At 46.1% G+C, this 17,404-nt stretch carries 13 protein-coding genes and 1 tRNA gene; 11 read left to right on the top strand and 3 right to left on the bottom strand.

Features of this window, described 5'->3' with window-relative positions:
• From ICN24_RS08905 to ICN24_RS08890, 4 genes are all read left to right on the top strand, one after another.
• On the top strand, positions 1-3,152 hold a 3,152-nt coding region (locus tag ICN24_RS08905), incomplete at its 5' end, for an S-layer family protein (RefSeq protein ID WP_216223063.1).
• A 72-nt stretch (positions 3,153-3,224) separates the two neighbouring features.
• Positions 3,225-4,055, top strand: a complete 831-nt coding sequence (locus ICN24_RS08900) for a peptidylprolyl isomerase (RefSeq protein WP_216223061.1) — start codon at positions 3,225-3,227, stop codon at positions 4,053-4,055.
• Positions 4,052-4,657 carry a hypothetical protein gene (locus tag ICN24_RS08895; protein ID WP_216223059.1) on the top strand — a complete coding sequence of 202 codons (606 nt, stop codon included), beginning with the start codon at positions 4,052-4,054 and terminating at the stop codon, positions 4,655-4,657. Before ICN24_RS08900 ends, ICN24_RS08895 begins: the two co-directional genes overlap by 4 nt.
• Positions 4,658-4,675: 18 nt before the next feature.
• Entirely contained in the window at positions 4,676-5,266 is a 591-nt protein-coding gene (locus ICN24_RS08890; protein WP_216223057.1) for a hypothetical protein, read from the top strand.
• A 9-nt stretch (positions 5,267-5,275) separates the two neighbouring features.
• On the opposite strand, the gene ICN24_RS08885 is transcribed toward ICN24_RS08890, so the two are convergent.
• A complete protein-coding gene (locus ICN24_RS08885) occupies positions 5,276-6,661 on the bottom strand; it encodes a phosphomannomutase/phosphoglucomutase (protein WP_216223056.1) in 1,386 nt (461 codons plus the stop codon).
• 32 nt (positions 6,662-6,693) lie between these two features.
• A complete protein-coding gene (gene pgi, locus ICN24_RS08880; protein WP_216223054.1) occupies positions 6,694-8,220 on the bottom strand; it encodes a glucose-6-phosphate isomerase in 1,527 nt (508 codons plus the stop codon).
• 105 nt (positions 8,221-8,325) lie between these two features.
• Here pgi and ICN24_RS08875 point away from each other — a divergent pair, with 105 nt between their 5' ends.
• From ICN24_RS08875 to ICN24_RS08845, 7 genes are all read left to right on the top strand, one after another.
• Positions 8,326-9,462 (top strand): NAD(P)/FAD-dependent oxidoreductase, encoded by a 1,137-nt coding sequence (locus ICN24_RS08875; protein ID WP_216223052.1) that lies wholly within the window; start codon positions 8,326-8,328, stop codon positions 9,460-9,462.
• A 34-nt stretch (positions 9,463-9,496) separates the two neighbouring features.
• A tRNA-Ser gene (locus ICN24_RS08870) sits at positions 9,497-9,586 on the top strand.
• A gap of 181 nt (positions 9,587-9,767) precedes the next feature.
• A complete protein-coding gene (locus tag ICN24_RS08865; RefSeq protein ID WP_216223050.1) occupies positions 9,768-11,228 on the top strand; it encodes an arylsulfatase in 1,461 nt (486 codons plus the stop codon).
• Between the two features lie 62 nt (positions 11,229-11,290).
• On the top strand, positions 11,291-12,772 hold the full coding sequence (locus ICN24_RS08860; protein WP_216223048.1) for an arylsulfatase: 1,482 nt from the start codon (positions 11,291-11,293) through the stop codon (positions 12,770-12,772).
• A gap of 100 nt (positions 12,773-12,872) precedes the next feature.
• Positions 12,873-13,754 carry a transporter gene (locus ICN24_RS08855; RefSeq protein WP_216223046.1) on the top strand — a complete coding sequence of 294 codons (882 nt, stop codon included), beginning with the start codon at positions 12,873-12,875 and terminating at the stop codon, positions 13,752-13,754.
• Positions 13,755-13,758: 4 nt separating this feature from the next.
• Positions 13,759-14,874: a formylglycine-generating enzyme family protein gene (locus ICN24_RS08850; RefSeq protein WP_216223045.1), complete on the top strand. Its 1,116-nt coding sequence runs from the start codon at positions 13,759-13,761 to the stop codon at positions 14,872-14,874.
• 302 nt (positions 14,875-15,176) lie between these two features.
• On the top strand, positions 15,177-16,040 hold the full coding sequence (locus ICN24_RS08845) for a carotenoid biosynthesis protein (RefSeq protein ID WP_216223044.1): 864 nt from the start codon (positions 15,177-15,179) through the stop codon (positions 16,038-16,040).
• Positions 16,041-16,126: 86 nt separating this feature from the next.
• Here ICN24_RS08845 and ICN24_RS08840 read toward each other — a convergent pair whose 3' ends face one another.
• Positions 16,127-17,371, bottom strand: a complete 1,245-nt coding sequence (locus ICN24_RS08840) for a patatin-like phospholipase family protein (protein ID WP_216223043.1) — start codon at positions 17,369-17,371, stop codon at positions 16,127-16,129.
• Positions 17,372-17,404: the final 33 nt, after the last annotated feature.

Below are 17,404 nucleotides of genomic sequence, written 5' to 3'. Positions count from 1 at the left end.
ATGACTTCACGATTAGCGGCTACGGTACTGGTACTAATGCAAGTAATACGGCTTACGCCGATAACTTGGCAGTATCTCCAGTGACCGGTACCTTGGCTTCAAACTACAACGTGGTGTACAACAACGGTGGTCTGACTATCGGTAAGGCCAATCTCAACGTTACCGGTAATTTGATTTACAACGGTACAGCCTCTGTTTTAGCGAATTCATTAGTGGCGACAGGTGTTAATGGGGAGACATTCTCGATCTCTGGTACGGCTGATTTGAGGTCTAAGAACGTACAAACGAATCAGCAGTTAGCTGGCGTCAATGGCTTAGTTCTGAGTCCTAATGGATCGATATTGACCTCAAATTACAACCCATTAAGCGTAGCTAATACCCATATTTCTGTGACGCCACTAGCGGTGTCCTTAACTGCGCCTACGATTAATAAGGTTTATGACGGTAGCTATAACTACACCATGACTAGCTCTGATCTGGCCAACCTATCCTCCCAGTTGGTTGGTGGCGATGCGGTAACTACCGCATCCGTGGTGTTCTATAGCGCCCCTAGTACTACTAACGGCAAGGATGTGGGCTCCAATAAGCAGGTCATATTATTGTCAGCCACTATTAGTGATGGCAATAATGGTTCTAATTACAACGTTTCCTTAACTCCGTCTACAACCAGTCAGATTACGCCTGCGCCACTGACTATTGCCGCGGTCAATTCAGCTAAATTTGTTGGTCTAATCACTGATCCAGTTGGATACAGCGGCGTTATCTACAAGGGTATGGTGAATGGTGAAAATCCATTGACCGTCTTATCCGGTAGCCCAACTTATGTTCGCAGTGATTCCAGCAATAACGCGGTAGGATCTTACGCCCTTACACCAAGCGGATATGGATCTAATGGTTCAACGAACGGTAACTATCAAATCACTTACCAAGCTGCTACCTTCACAATTGTGCCGGCGCAGTATTTAATCGTTTCGGTTACTCCGACCTCAAGTACCTATGGATCTGCTCCAAGCTATAGCTTGACGGCGCAATACTTGCCTTCAACGAATGCCACCCCAGTCTATTTGGGCACAGTCGGTATAAATCCATCTATAAACCCAATAACATTAACTACAAGCGGCACCAACCCAATTACTGTTAGTGATGGAGCGGGTGGTGGTGCCACATTCTCGATTGCTCCTTCTGGTGCTACCCTAAGCGGTTCTCAGAATGTGATAGTAGGTGCTTATAACATTGCGGCCAACTCATTTACTCCGATTGGTGCTAATTTCTTAGGCACTCAATTCATTGGCTCTTTAACAGTGACACCGAAGTCTTTGACTGGCGATCAATTGGGCATTACTGGAATTAGCCGCACCTACAACGGTAGCAGCTCTATTGTTGGAAATACTTTAAATACCAACCCAACCTTATCCGCAGTTTTGAGTGGAGATAAGGTGAGCGTCGTAGGTGCGGGTTACTTCAATGATTCTAATGTCGGCATTAATAAAACCATTACATTGAGCGTCTCGTTGGCTGGCACGAGCACCGGTAATGACTCTGGTAACTACAGCTTAAGTAGTCCACAAATTATTAGCAATACCGGCACAATCACTCAGCTGTCATCCGTTACTTACATGGGGGCTTCTGGCGGTAACTGGTCTAACGCAAGTAACTGGATGGGTGGGGCGATTCCAACGCTCAATAACGTGGCCAATGTAGTAATTCCGGTAGGCAGTACAGTTATATTTGATACTCCTGCGCTAACCAACTTGTTGCCGACTAGCACCATCACTAATAATGGTGTCTTGTCCTTTGCTAGCGCAAGTAATTTCACTTTAAATAACGTGATATCCGGAACGGGCTCACTGAATCAATCGGGAGCCGGCACACTGACGATTGCAGGGGCCAACTCTTACAGTGGCGGCACTAACATCAATGCATCGAGCATCATTGTGGATAATCCCGCCGCCTTAGGTAGCGGCCCAATCAACTCGAATGGAGGTACTTTATCTATTAATGCCGGCGTTCAATTACCAAGCCTGACCACCAATGGCGCAATTCGTTTGGCAACGAGCGTAGACAGCTTAAATAACCAAACCTATAACGGATCCGTCACTTTGGTTGGTGGCAACCTGATGAGCTTGCAATCTGGCTCTGGAAATATTGTCTTTAATGGCGGCTTATTGGCCAATAATCAACAGTCATTGGTAATCAGCGCCCCGAATGGTTCAGTTTCTTTCAACAATACGGTAGGCACTCCTAATATCGATGCTCAAGGAAATCATATTGCTTATAGCAACGCATATTTCCAAGCGCAAAATATCTTTGCCTTGAATGTTAGCTCTAACAATATTTACATCAGGGGTAATATCACCACATTTGGCCCGCAAAACTATAACGGCCATGTTTATATTGGCGATAACGGAACTAACGGACGCACTCGTATTTTGTTGTCAGAGGATCCAAGCATCGTATTCCAAAAGGCAGTGGATGATGAATTGGCTAATACCCATAACCTTGTAGTTCAGGCAATCTCTACGGTAGCGGTAGCTGCTAATGATCCAGCTTATCCGTTTATTACTTTTGCGGGCGCAGTTGGCGGCTTGAACCCATTGGCAAGCTTGACATTTACGACTGGAGTGCAAAAGCAAACGAATGCGCTCTTAACGGATATTTCGCCTGATCCTACAACCCGCGCTGGCTATATTAATGTGATGTCTACTGTCAATACGGCTGGTAATCAAACCTATACCACCAACGTAATGAATTTGGGCGATCCAGCATTGCCAAATGCACCTCAGTCATTTACAACCAACGGCGGAGTGATTGCCTTTAATCTTGGCGCTCCTGCATCCGGTGGGGGAATTAGCTCGTCCAGCAATGCGCCGGTGACCTTTAATTTGAATGGCGGCTCTTTGCTTGGACTCAACTCATCCGGCATCAATTATCAAGTGATTCCAGGCGGCAATCCACCGGCACCTGTTTTGAGTCTGCCAGTTATTCGCGATGATATTAATGTTGGTACGCTGCTAGCTCATATTGAAACTGGCAGGGCAATGGAATACGTCTACTCAGATGGCAAAGGATCCTCTAGTGCAGTTTCTGTAACAAGCCCAGACTCAAGTTGTAATGCTAATGTTGAGGACTGCCTAAAGGTTAATCCGCTGTAATGGGATTGATTTGAGCTCTGAATTTTATAATTTGGCGGCTGATAGATAAATGCTGCTCATTTGAAAATACTTATGAATTCCCGCTTATTAATACCCACTTTCCTATCCTTCAGTATTCTGGTCACGAGCTTTTTCTCGCTCGGTTATGCCAATGCGGCGCCAGATCACTTTGAGTTTGTTGCCACCGTCAATGGCACGCCCATTACTAAGGGCTTGTTTAACCTCAATCTTCAGGCAGCCCTAGCACAGGGTCAAAAAGATAGTCCACAGCTGCGCGAAGCAATCAAAAATGAACTGATAAACCGTCAATTGATTGTCCAAGAGGTCCTCAAACAAGGCCTCGAAAAAGAAATTGATGTGCAAGACCAAATTACCCAACTTAAACAAAATTTGTATCTGCAGGTATTTGTAGAGGATTACTTTAAAAAGAATCCAATTACTACAGAGCAGTTGCGTGAAGAGTACAACAAGCAAAAGCAGTATCTTGGTAATGGTAGTGATTCGGCAACCCAATATAAATTGAGCCAGATTGTCCTAAAGTCTGAATCGGAGAGTATTGCGGTGATTCACCGCTTGCAAAATGGGGAGGCATTTGCAACGGTAGCCAAGCAAGTTTCTTTAGATACTGCAAGCAACGCTCAAGGGGGTGCCGTAGGTTGGGTATCAACTACGCAACTAGCGCAACCCATTAGCAATGTCGTTGCGAATTTAGCCAAAGGCGGATTTAGTAAGTCTCCCATTAGGGTGGGTGATGTTTGGGTTATCGTCAAATTGGACGACACCCGTTCATCAAAGATCCCAAGCTTTGAAGCCTCTCAAAACCAATTGAAGCAGTCCATTATTCAGCAATATCTCGCTGAAACCATCAAACGCTTGCGAGAAAGCGCTAAGATAGTGCAATGATCAAGCGCGCATTTGTAATTCTATTGACGTCCTCTAGCCTTGCTGTAGCAGGAGAAAAGATCGCCTATCAAGACTGGGTAGCCGAGTTAAGCGGCAAAACCAATGAGGCCTATACCATTGCGGATCCCAACACATCATTTGGCACCTTCTGTTCCGGTGATCAGTGCCTCTTTTACCTACATCAAAGCCTCAATTGCACACCCGGAGCAAAATATTCAGTGCTCATGAATAGCTCTAGTGTATCTACAGCTTTGACAATGGAATGTACCGTGATTAATGGAAATATCTTTCAGATATTAACCCCATTTAATGCGGTTTTGCAGGCAACACAAGCAGGGGATAGCATCGGATTTGCGGTAGCACTCCAGTCGGGTGCATTTGCAGTGACTCGCTTTAGTTTATTGGGTGCAAAGCCAGCAATTGATAGGATGTTTGGCGAAGCAAGCGGCAATAAACGCAAAGGGCAAAATGTTCCACCAGCGCCACCAGCGCAACCACCGCAAATCTTAATCATGCCACCCATTCAGATTGTTCCGCAGGTGCCGCAAAATAGAGCGCCCAATAACCCGCCTAAATCTGCATCCCCGGATGTTTCAATTTAACTTCATCAGCACAAACCGATGACCATTAAACAATTTAACGGCGCATATTTAGCGAACGAAGATCGTATCCTATTTCGCTTCAATACTCAAAATCAGGATGAGTACCGTTTTTGGTTTACGCGACGTGTTGCGCTCTTTATTTTGGCTGCAATATCCCATTTGCTAGCAAAAAAATTGGAACAAACACATTCTCCAGATGCTGCAAAAGCTGTCAGTGCATTTGAGAAGGAAGCTATTCTGGAGGCGACTAAAAATGAGCACGCCTCACAACAGGCCTACGAGGCAGGCCTCAACTTCCCCCTGGGCTTTGATCCTATCTTGGTGATGGATGTTACCTGTGCACTAACTCAGAATGGTGAAAAACTCGCACAGCTCAGTGATCTGCAGGGCGGCCCGATAGATGATCTCATCTCGATCGATTTTGCCCTTCCAGGCGGCGCTAATTTAAATCTCAATTTAGCGATAGGGACACTGCAAGCCATGTGCGTTTTGCTGGATCAATTACGTCAACAAGCAGCATGGGGTGAGGCAATATTGCAGGTCAATAATGCACCAAATGAAGAGCAGGCCATGCAAGTGAAAACGAGCAAAAACGTTTCCATTCACTAGGAATGAAAGTTAAAAAGGCAGCTTGGCGTCTGGTTTGGCGGCTAACAGTGCGGCTTTAAATTCTTCCTGAATCCGGGCAATTGCTGCATCACTATCAGCTTCAAAGCGCATCACAACAACAGGGGTTGTGTTTGAAGGGCGGGCAAGACCAAAACCATCGGTATATTCCACGCGTACGCCATCGATGGTATTAATGGATTGAGAAGTCGGGAACTTAGCATTGGCTTTAATAGATTCTAGTAAAGCAAATGGTTCGCCTTCAGCGCAAGCCAATTGTAATTCTGGGGTACAGATGGCATTAGGTAAGTCATTTAATGTCTTATTAGGGTCTGTTTCTTTAGATAGAATCTCGAGTAAGCGTGCGCCGGTATAAAGGCCATCATCGAAACCAAACCAGCGGTCTTTAAAGAAGATATGGCCAGACATTTCACCGGCTAGTGGTGCACCGGTTTCCTTGAGCTTGGCTTTTACTAGGGAGTGACCTGTTTTCCACATCAAGGGCTCACCACCATGTTGCTTTACATAGCTTGCTAGGTTGCGAGTACATTTAACATCATAAATAATCTGCCCACCTGGGTTGCGCGAGAGTACATCTTTCGCAAACAACATCATTTGACGATCCGGGAAAATCACCTGACCATCTTTGGTGACAACTCCTAAACGATCGGCATCACCATCAAAGGCAAGGCCCAGTTCATTATCGGTAGTCTGGAGATTTTTGATGAGATCTTGCAGATTCTCAAGGTGCGCTGGATCGGGATGGTGATTTGGGAAATGCCCATCTACCTCACAGAATAATTCTTGTACTTCGCAGCCCAGCGCTCTGAATAGTTTGCCAGCAAAAGCACCGCCAACACCATTGCCGCAATCGACAACAATCTTCATAGGGCGAGCCAGCTTCACATCACCGACGATACGCTCTAAATACATCGGGAAGATGTCAAAAGTAGAGCGACTGCCTTGGCCTATTGCAAACTGTTTTGCTTCAATGCGTTTACGTAAAGCTTGGATCTGGTCGCCATAAATAGCTGCACCACCCAACACCATTTTGAAGCCGTTGTAATTGGGCGGGTTATGACTGCCGGTAATCATGATGCCGGATTTTGGCTGCTTGCCGTCAAGCACTTGGTTGGCGCCAAAGTACACCATTGGTGTGGCCACCATACCCAAATCAATGACGTTGATACCTGTTGATAGCAGACCTTCAGTCAAAGACTCAATCAAGCTCGGACCAGACAAACGACCATCACGACCGATCACAATCTCGGTTTCACCCAATTCACGCATTTCAGTGCCGAAGGCTTGGCCAATGAGCCTAGCAATAGAGGTATCTAAGGTCTCATCAATGATGCCGCGGATGTCGTAGGCTTTAAAAATGGAAGGAGAGAGTTTCATGCTGACCTTGAGAGAGGGGGAGCGCGATGCGCTTAAGAATTTAAGAAGTTAATGCGAGCAGCGGTAATAGCATCAATGCCATCATTTGCTTGTACATGGTCAGAGCCAGAAGCCAGGGCTTTTTCTATTGGTTTGGCCAATACCTTGCCATACTCCACGCCGGGTTGATCAAAGCTGTTGATATTCCAGAGCGCGCCAAGCGAAGCAGCTCGATTCTCATAAAGGGCGAGCAAAGCACCCAAATAAAAAGCATTGAGTTCTGGCAAAAGTAATAGGCTGCTAGGGCGATTGCCTGGGTAGACATTATTCGGATTTTCATCAGACTTGCCGTGAGCTAAAGCCTGTGCCTGGGCAAGGCAATTGGACAGCAAAATGCGATGGTGTGCTACCGCCTCGGGACGATCGCTCATCGGCTTGCGCACAGCGATGAAGTCAATCGGAATAATCTCAGTGCCTTGATGAAATAACTGGAAGTAGGAGTGCTGCGCATTGCTGCCAGCGCTGCCAAAGACTACTGGGGAAGAATATTTGACGGGTTTGCCATCTTTACCAACACTCTTGCCATTACTTTCCATATCCAATTGCTGCAACCATTTCGGAAACCAATCTAGCGCATCGGCATAGGGAATGGCTGCATAGGCTTTGATGCCATGCTTTTCTTGTTGGTGCAACAAGGCGAGAGCCATGATGACGGGTAGATTCTCTTCAAGAGGCGCATTTTTAAAATGCAAATCCATTGCATGCGCACCAGCCAAGAATTCTTCAAAGGTCTTAAAGCCGTATTGCAGCGCAATCGGAAGACCTACGGCAGACCAAACGGAGTAGCGACCACCGACCCAATCCCAGAAGGGGTAAATGTGATCTTCCTGTACACCGAATTCCTGGGCAGCAGGCACATTAGCCGTAACCGCATATAGAGCTTTATTAATTTGACTCTTAGTGCAGCCGCTAGCCTTTAACCAAGCCACCACAGCCTTCGCATTCATGGTGGTTTCAAGGGTTGTGAAAGACTTAGAAACAATAATGACGCGAGTGCTATGCGGTAAGGCACGATCTAAAATGCGTGCTAATTCAGCGGTATCGATGTTGGCTAAAAAATGCATGCGCATGCCGCGACTTTCAATGCCGGGAACATGGGCTAAAGCTTCAATGGCCAGACGTGGACCAAAGTCAGAACCACCAATACCGATGTGAATGACATCAGTGACGCCAACCCATTGATTGCAGAGCGCCTCAATTCGATGCCATACTTCACTAACTGCTGGCATGACATCAACGCCATCCAAAATGACGGGGGACCTTGAGAGGTTGCGCAGCGCCGAGTGCAAAGCGGGGCGATCTTCACTCTGATTAATATGCTTGCCTGCAAATAGATCGGCAATAAATTGCGATAACTGGGATTTGCGAGCCTGAGCAAATAAGTCAGACCACTGAGAAGGGTTGATTCCTTGGTACGCCGTATCTAATACGACGTCGACCGCTGTATGAGCCCCATTGGGCGTTTCCCCTTGGGCAGCTTGGGCACTATTCGGAGTTTTGGACTCTGGCTTAAAAGACATTTCTAGATTTTATCAATAAGGGGCCAAAAATCCCCTAAAACACTGAAAATGTTAGGATTTCGGTATATTCAGAAGAATAAATACCAATAAAGTGGGGACGTCTTAATGGAGCAGGTAGATTGTGTCGTAGTGGGAGCCGGCGTCATTGGCTTGGCTGTTGCCCGCGAAATGGCCCTTCAGGGTCGAGAGACGATCTTGCTCGAGCGAGAAAATGCCTTTGGCACTATCAGTAGCGCTCGGAATAGCGAAGTCGTTCATGCTGGTATTTACTATCCTAAAGATTCTCTCAAAGCCAAACTTTGTGTGGAGGGTAATCGCCTGCTTTATGAGTATTGCCGCAGTCATCAGGTTGGAACCCAAGCCTACGGTAAGTTGATTGTGGCTGCTGATCCATCCCAGATGGATGATTTGCAAGCCATTCTCTACAAAGCCCAAAACAATGGTGTGCCGGACATTAAGATGATTTCTGGGGATGGGGCCAAAGCACTTGAACCCAATCTGCAATGTGTAGCAGCCATCTTGTCGTCGAGCACTGGCATTATCGATAGCCATGGCTATATGCTCTCGCTCCTGGGCGGTTTTGAGGATGCAGGCGGCATGATTGCCTATCAATCCCCGCTACTGAAAGCAACGCCGATTGGTCCAAATGGGGAAGGCGGTTTTACTCTAGAGATTGGTGGGCCCGATGGCATGCAGTTGCAAACAAAACTGCTCATCAATTGTGCTGGCTTGAGTGCGCCTGCAGTGGCACAAAAAATAGAAGGGCTGCACGCCGCAGAGATTCCGAAAGCCTACTTTGCAAAAGGCAATTATTTTTCCTTGGCTGGTAAGTCCCCGTTTTCCCATTTGATTTATCCCATTCCAGAACCCGGAGGCTTGGGTGTGCATCTCACCTTGGATATGGGTGGTCAAGCCAAGTTTGGGCCAGATGTGGAATGGCTTGATATTGAAGCTGAGGAGCAGATTGATTACAGCGTCAATCCAAAGCGTGGGGAGGGTTTTTATGAGGCAGTGAGGCGCTATTGGCCAGGGTTAAAAGAGGGTGCTTTACAGCCCGATTACTCTGGTGTCCGGGCCAAAATTGTTCCCTCTAACGCAGCTGCTGGTGACTTTTGCTTCAATGGACCTTCAGAGCATGGTCTCCACGGGCTCTACAACCTATATGGCTTTGAGTCCCCTGGGCTCACCTCTAGCCTTGCTATTGCTGCTTATTTAGAGCATCAAATCAAAAGTTCTTTATAATCTATGGCTTGAATCTGATTCGATTCAAACAAAAGGAAGAGTGGCAGAGCGGTTGAATGCACCAGTCTTGAAAACTGGCGAGGATGAAAGTCCTCCGTGAGTTCGAATCTCACCTCTTCCGCCAAGTCAATAGGTATTACAAGGCTTTGTGGCAATACAACACCCTTGTTACCAAAATCGTTACCAAAGCCATCCTACGGGGTGGCTTTATTCATAATGGTTATTGATTAAAGTATTATTTTCCTTGAGCTAAGCGGTCATCCATTGCTGGGCTGGTTAAAACAATAGAAAAAGCGGAGACTGAGATGTTCTTAAAAAGATTGCTGTTCGGATTATTGGCAGCTTCAATTCTTACGTCGCCAGCTTTTTCGCAAAGTGCTGAACCGAAGCAGAAAAAACCAAACATCGTTTACTTCCTGGTTGATAACACGGGGTGGGGTTCTTTTGGTGTGTATGGTGGAACAGTAGCAACGCCAAACATTGATAAGTTAGCTAGCCAAGGCATTCGTTTTAATAACTACAACGTTGAAGTGCAGTGCACACCATCACGCTCAGCAATCATGACCGGTCGTCATCCAGTTCGATCAGGGACATATACCGTGCCGTGGCCTGGTCAAGGTAAGGCTGGTATGGCACCATGGGAATACACCATTGCCAAGCTATTATCTGACTCTGGGTATGCAACTGCTTTGTATGGCAAATGGCATCTTGGCGATACCCAGGGCCGCATGCCTAATGACCAAGGTTTTGATGAGTGGTGGGGCATTCCTAATACATGGGATGAGGCGGGTTACACACAGTGGCCTTTGTTCAAAGAGAGCGGCGTTCCTGTGCCCATGGTTTGGGAAGGCAAAAAGGGGCAGAAATCCAAAGCAGTTATGCCACTTGATCTGAAGCTTCGTCCAGTTATTGATGAGAAGTACATTATCCCCAAGACGGTTAACTATATTAAGAAAAATGCTGCCGAAGATAAGCCATTCTTTGTATATGTTGGTTATTCGGAGATGCATGAGCCACCAATTGCTAATCCAAACTTTGCTGGCAAGTCTACGCAACGTGGCGGACTCTTTGCAGACCTCGTTGCTGAGATGGATTATCGAGTTGGTCAGGTAATGCAAGCCGTTAAGGATGCTGGCGTTGAAGACAATACGATCTTTATCTTCAGTAGCGATAACGCTGGAGGTGGTGCGAGCCCTCAGATTGGTGGAGCCACAAATGGACCATGGCGTGGCGACTTCTTCAACACCCCATTTGAGGGAAGTATGCGTGTACCTGCAATGGTTCGTTGGCCTGGCCACGTACCTTCAGGTGTGGTTACCGAAGAGATGTTTGCAGCAGTTGACTGGATGCCAACTATTGCGGGCATGGTTGGCTCATCTAATTTGGTTCCTAAAGATAGACCCATTGATGGTGTTGATGCTTCGAAGTTCATGCTGGGTAAAAGTAAAACGACTGGTCGTGATTTATATCCATTCTTTGGTATCGATGGTGAGTTGATGTCGATTAAATGGAAGATTTATAAGACGATCTTCCGGTACGCGCAATCTCCAGTTTCTATTCAGCAGCCTTATGTGAAGGCCCAGATTCCGATGATTTACGACTTGAGTAGTGATCCGCATGAAGATAACAATCTGATGTATACGGATCTGACTTTGGGTTGGGTTTATGCCCCAAGCTTTAAATGGATAGAGGGTTACGAGCAGAGTGTGAAGAAATATCCAAATATTAAGGTCGGCGAAGACTTTAAAGGATATGCAAATAAATAAGCGTTTGTTCTAACTACATCTTAGGGATTGAAATGTTTTTACAAAGATTACTGATAGGGTTCGTGTCTATTTCAGTGGCAGCACCAACCGTATTTGCACAAACTGCTCCTGCTCAAAAGAAACCGAACGTTGTTTTTATTCTTGCTGATAACGTAGGTTATGGAGATATGGGACCTTACGGTGGCGGTGAATTGCGAGGTGCTCCTACACCACGCACTGATGAATTAGCCAAGAGTGGACTGAAGCTCACCCAGTATTTGGTAGAGCCAGCATGTACACCATCTCGGGCTGCATTAATGACCGGGCAATATTCCATTCGAAATGGTTTGTCACTTGTTGCAGAGGCCGGTACTCCTAGTACTTTGCCAGGCAAAGCCTACACAATGGGTAAATTGTTTAAAGATGCGGGTTATGCAACCGCAATTTTTGGAAAATGGCATTTAGGTGCATCACCTCAGAGTTTGCCTGGTGCTCACGGATTTGATCAGTATTACGGTTTACCGCCTGATGTCTCTTGGGATTCTGCCACCTACGTTGCGCAAGCTATACAAACACATTCCTATCCAAATGTTCCCGATAAAGTTTTATATGAAAAGGGACCTTGGATTACTCAGCAAAAGGGAAATGGACCGCTTCAGCGTGTGAAGCCATTTACGATGGAGGTCAGAGCAGAGATTGATAATGAATTGACTGAAAAATCAATTGCATTCATGAAGCAGGAGAATGCAGCTGGCAAACCATTCTTTCTTTATCTGCCATTCTCAATGGGTCATTCACCCAATCTTTCCTCTAAACAATTTGCAGGAAAGTCCCGCATTGGTCAGTACGGTGACAAATTGATGGAGGGGGATTATCACGTTGGCCAAATCATGGATGCCCTCAAAGAAATGAATATTGAGGACAATACTATTTTGGTTTTTGCCTCAGACAATGGTAGTACTGGACAGTACATGATGACCTATGATCGATTGGGTCTTGGTGCTCCTGACATGGGATCGAACGGCCCGTTTCGAGGGGATCTAGGCGAGGCTACGGAAGGTGCTGTCCGAACTTTTTGCTTTATTCGTTGGCCTGGTCATATCGCTCCAAATACCTCTTCATATGCCATGTTTTCGATCATGGACTTTATGCCTACCTTTGCCGCCATCTTAGGCGCTAAGCTACCAACAGATCGAGCCATTGATGGAGTGAATCAATTGGGCATGCTTACTGGCAAGAGTAAAACAGGTGATCGCGAACATTTAATGTCATTTATTGGCGCGGATTTAGTAGCAGTTCGCTGGAAGCAGTGGAGAATGTATTTTAGGGATATGAATCGTACGGGCACTGGTCAGCAAATGCTTGGCGGGATAGCCGCTAATTCAGTTCCAATGTATTACCCAAAGGTTTACAACATCGAAATGGATCCGCATGAAGATTTACAGTTAGTAAATTACGAATCAATTTCAGTTAACGCATTCAAAGCAATCCAAGAGTATCTTGCCTCGGTTAAGAAGTTTCCTAACCCGCCACCTGCTAACTTAACCAACTTTAATCAGCGTTAAGAGGGAAGGTTGAGTGCATAGCCGGATTTACAAAGGAAGTCTAGGAATTTTCTCCAAACTTCTTTTGATTTCATTTAGCTTCTTTTCGTCACAATCAGTATTGGCTGATGAAGGCGGCGTTCCCTTTTGGATGTCTGGCCAATATGCCAGCATGGCAGCGGTCCCCATGGCAACCGGATGGTCTCTAGTAGCAATGCCATATGTGTATAGCGGTAATGCTGATAAATCAAAAAGCTTTCAACATGGCACAAGTATTAATGCTGGTTTGAGCGCAAGAGAATCTTTGGTTTTAATGCAATTGGGATATGTGGCGGAAGAAAAGATTCTGGGTGGACAGCCCTACCTTGGGGTAGGTTGGGGTCCAGGTGCTAATACCACTACTGCTTCAGTAAGCGTTATTAACCCAAGCACCCAATTGAATCGCTCCAACACTAGCAATGGAAGTACCGATATTTATCCATTAGCTAGTTTGACTTGGAATCAAGGAAATAATAATTTCAAGACATATGTGACTGGCGATATTCCAGTGGGTACGTATAGTCCAACGAGTCTTGCAGCTATTGGCATTGGCCACGCTGCAATGGACGCCGGTGGTGGCTATACCTACCTTAATAACACTACAGGGCTAGAATTTTCTGGAGTGCTGGGCGCTACTTATAACTGGATGAATACTCAAACCAATTACCAGAATGGCATTGATTCCCATCTAGACTGGTCTGTATCGCAATTTGTGTCGCAAAACTGGCAAGTGGGTATTGCAGGATACGGCTATTACCAGCTCACGGCTGACTCAGGAAGTGGAGATAGGGTCGGCGCTTTCAAATCTCGCATAGCAGCGGTCGGCCCACAAATTGGATACCTATTTAATCTTGGCAAAAATCAGGCTTATATCAATTTACGAGCCTATAAAGAATTTTGGGCACAAAATCGAGTGGAGGGGTATGCAACTATTGCCACCATCAGCATTCCACTAGGAAAGTAGCAAGATGAAGAATATACAGAGTCGCGTGCTATTGATTGCAGTTCTTGCCACTTTAGTTTTAGGCGCCTTATTAGCTTGGAGCAATTTCTTTTCAAAGCCTCAGCAAGCTATTCCAGAGATTCGTCTTGGTGATGGAATTAACGGTCCTAAAGGAATGGCCTGGATTCCTGGCGGTGAATTTTTGATGGGTAGTGATCATAAAAAAGCGCAAGCCAATGAGAAGCCTACACATAAAGTGAAGGTGTCTGGATTTTGGATGGACACTACTCATGTCACTAATGATCAATTCACACAGTTTGTAAAAGAAACCAATTACAAAACCACTGCAGAACAAGTTCCCGATTGGGAAACTATTCGTGTACAACTTCCACCAGGAACACCCAAGCCGCCTGCTTCAGTATTTGTGCCTGGAGCTATGGTTTTTGTTGGCACGAAAGCAAAGGTAAATCTTAATGATTACTCACAGTGGTGGGCCTACGTGCCTGGCGCAAATTGGCGGCATCCAAGCGGACCAAAAAGCAATATTGATGGCAAAGGAAATCATCCGGTAGTTCAAGTGAGTTACGTGGATGCTTTGGCATATGCCAAGTGGGCAGGTAAACGATTGCCTACAGAAGCGGAATGGGAGTTTGCTGCGCGCGGTGGTTTAAACCAAGCAACCTATGTCTGGGGTGATCAACTAGAGCAAGAAGGAAAGTTGCTGGCTAATATTTGGGACGTAAAGAAGCAGGCATTCCCGGTAGTAAGCCCAGTCATAAGCCCTAAAGCTGGCGGCGCAGTAGGCACCAGCTCCGTTGGAACATATCCTCAAAATGGATATGGTTTGTATGATATGACTGGTAATGCTTGGCAATGGGTGGCCGATTGGTATCGCGCTGATTATTTTGCAATGCAAGCTAAGGAGTATGGAAAAAGCGTTGTCAATAATCCTCTCGGACCTAGTAATTCGTATGATCCTGATGATTATGGCGTTCCAACCAACGCTCCAAAGCGAGTCATTCGTGGCGGATCATTTTTATGTAACGAAGATTACTGCCAATCCTATCGTCCTAGCGCACGCCGGGGTGCTGATCCATTTAGCCCAATGTCTCATTTAGGGTTTAGGCTGGCAAAAGATTGAACGCAATAAGTGCATAGGTTATGTTCGCCAAAGTCTGCTTTGGGTCGTTAGCGGTCATTACGGAGGTACTGTCCGCCTAGGCGCTATGAGGAGCCGGGCTTATAGCCTGAATCCCTTAGTAGCTACCAAAGAAGTTACCAATTTATTAGCTAGTTAGAGCACCTCTTCCGCCAAGACTCTTTAAACCACCTTCGGGTGGTTTTTGCTTTTTCAGCCTCTAAATCAAACCCATTCCTATAGAATCCTGCTTATCGATACTGGTGCAGTGGAAGTCGGGTTGAAGTCAATTTCTTGGAGGTAGTGTGCTGAATAAAAATCATGAAAGATTGCTCTGGTTGCTAGTAGCCCTTTATGCGATTCTTTCTATTACTTGCGCATTACCATCGGCAGTTGCTATTTCAGGCACCCTCAGCATCATTGCGACGATAGCGCGCTTGATCTTTGCTTTTATGCACGGCTCTCGTCTGCTTGGCTGGCGTCAAATTATCACGATGTTCGTGATCGCCTGTGTGGTGAGTTGGTCTTATGAGTCACTCAGTATTGCAACAGGCTTTCCATTTGGACACTACGTCTATACGGCAGAACTTGGTCCCAAGCTAGGCACTGTGCCTTGGATGATCATGCCGTCCTATTTTGGCGTTTGCTATCTTTCCTGGGTATTGGCCCATATCCTGTTAGATCAGTTTGATCGACAAATTGACTCGCGCTCAATTGTTACCATTCCGGTAATTGCTGCTTTTATTATGGTGATGTGGGATATGACTATTGATCCCGCATCCTCAACCTTTAAGCATGAATGGATCTGGCGGGATGGCGGCAGTTATTTCGGCGTCCCATTTTCTAACTTTTTAGGATGGTTTCTGTGTGTCTATACGATCTTCCAGCTTTGGGCGATTTATTTAGTGCGCACAAAACGAGATACCGCCTTAGCTGCGGATCAAACTAAAGCTGGATGGTATTTTCCGATTGCAATCTATGGTGGTATTTTTCTAGGACCCATTACCGCTGCAGCACTAGCAACAGACGGAACTATTACTGATGCTAGCGGACAAGTGTGGCCCTTAAAAGCGCTTTATGAAAGCTTAGGCCTAGTTTCTCTGATGACCATGTTGTTCGTCATTTGCCTAAGCTTTATTAAGGTGCGCAACAACGATCATTTGAAGTAATGAAACTTTTTGTCGTGCAAAAAAGTACAAACCCCAGTCGTATGCTGGGGTCTTTTATTGTTTAGCGAATGGGGCTCTAAGCGGCGCTATTGTTTTTGTGGGCCAGTTTTCTGAATTCTCATTTTGGCACCATCGGTATCAAATGCCCCTTTAAAGCCTGGTGGGTATTTGCTCCAGGGGTAGCCATGAATCGCATGCTCATAGCCATACTGAAAGAGGGCCTTCATATATTGCTGATCAAATTCTTCTTTGTGTGGCTCATTAAAGTCTGATCCAATATAGGCTAAGTTAAAGCCTACATGATCTGCTTGTGCAGTGTTGTAGATCCGATAGAGATCGCCAATGCCTTGGGTCTGAATGAGCTGAGAGATTGCTCTTCCGGCAACGCTGAGTGTGCGACGCTCAGTTTCATTCCAGCGAGGATCCAGTCGGGAGTTGCGAATAATATATACCTGACGTTGAGTGCGACGCTTGACGCCTAAGTCGTTTGCTTTGGATGCTGCAGCTGCTGGATATAAAAATACCTGAGTGCTAGCACCACCATCCACATGCATTTCTTGAAACGCTTGACCATCGAGTAAGAAATCAAACATCACTGGCGAGAAAGCGCCGGGAATCGAGGCTGAGGCCAGCATTACCCGTCTAAAGAGTTCCAGAGCTTGAGGAGTGCCGATGGTGGCTATTCGGCCCATATTCCAGATCACAGGCTGCCCAGCGTCAATATTGGTAGTGCCAATTAAGAGCCAACGCCCGTTGGTGTTGTATTCATAGGCTACCTTCTTCAAGAAGTCAGCATCAATATATTTGGAGATCAGTTGATACAGCGGTGTTGAGTCAGCGAGGCCATCACTAAATATGCCTGACAAAATACCGCGCTCAACATAGACATCTTTAGGTTGGATGTTGGTATAGACATTTTTCAGAATAGGATCGTAGTCTTTGCCAAGATAGGCAAAGGGAGCAATGAGTGCGCCGGTACTAATACCAGTGACTAATGTGAATTGCGGTCTTGTTCCTTGTTGAGTCCAGCCTACCAATAGGCCTGCACCAAAAGCACCATCATCGCCACCACCAGAAAGCGCTAAGTAGTTGGCATCCCCAGCAAAGGCATTCTTGCCACGGGCCGCTTCCACTTGAATGACATCGTTCACCAAGGCATCGACTCCAGACTGGGTCGAGATTAAATAGCGCACACTAGGTAGACCTGCAATTTGAGCCTTGCTTAAGGCTTGTGGGGGAACAGATGATTTACGCTCCAAAGCAGAGCAGCCAGCGAGGGCCGCTAGTACAGCGGAGCAAGTGAGCAGTGAGGCAAGGGCAGCTGGACGCATAGTGCTTATTAAAAGGTTAAGCCCCATTGTAAG

Source organism: Polynucleobacter sp. UK-Kesae-W10 (genome assembly GCF_018881575.1).
In the GTDB taxonomy this organism is placed as follows: domain Bacteria; phylum Pseudomonadota; class Gammaproteobacteria; order Burkholderiales; family Burkholderiaceae; genus Polynucleobacter.
Note: the sequence above shows the minus strand (reverse complement) of the source record. Positions and strands in the feature narration are given on the sequence as shown.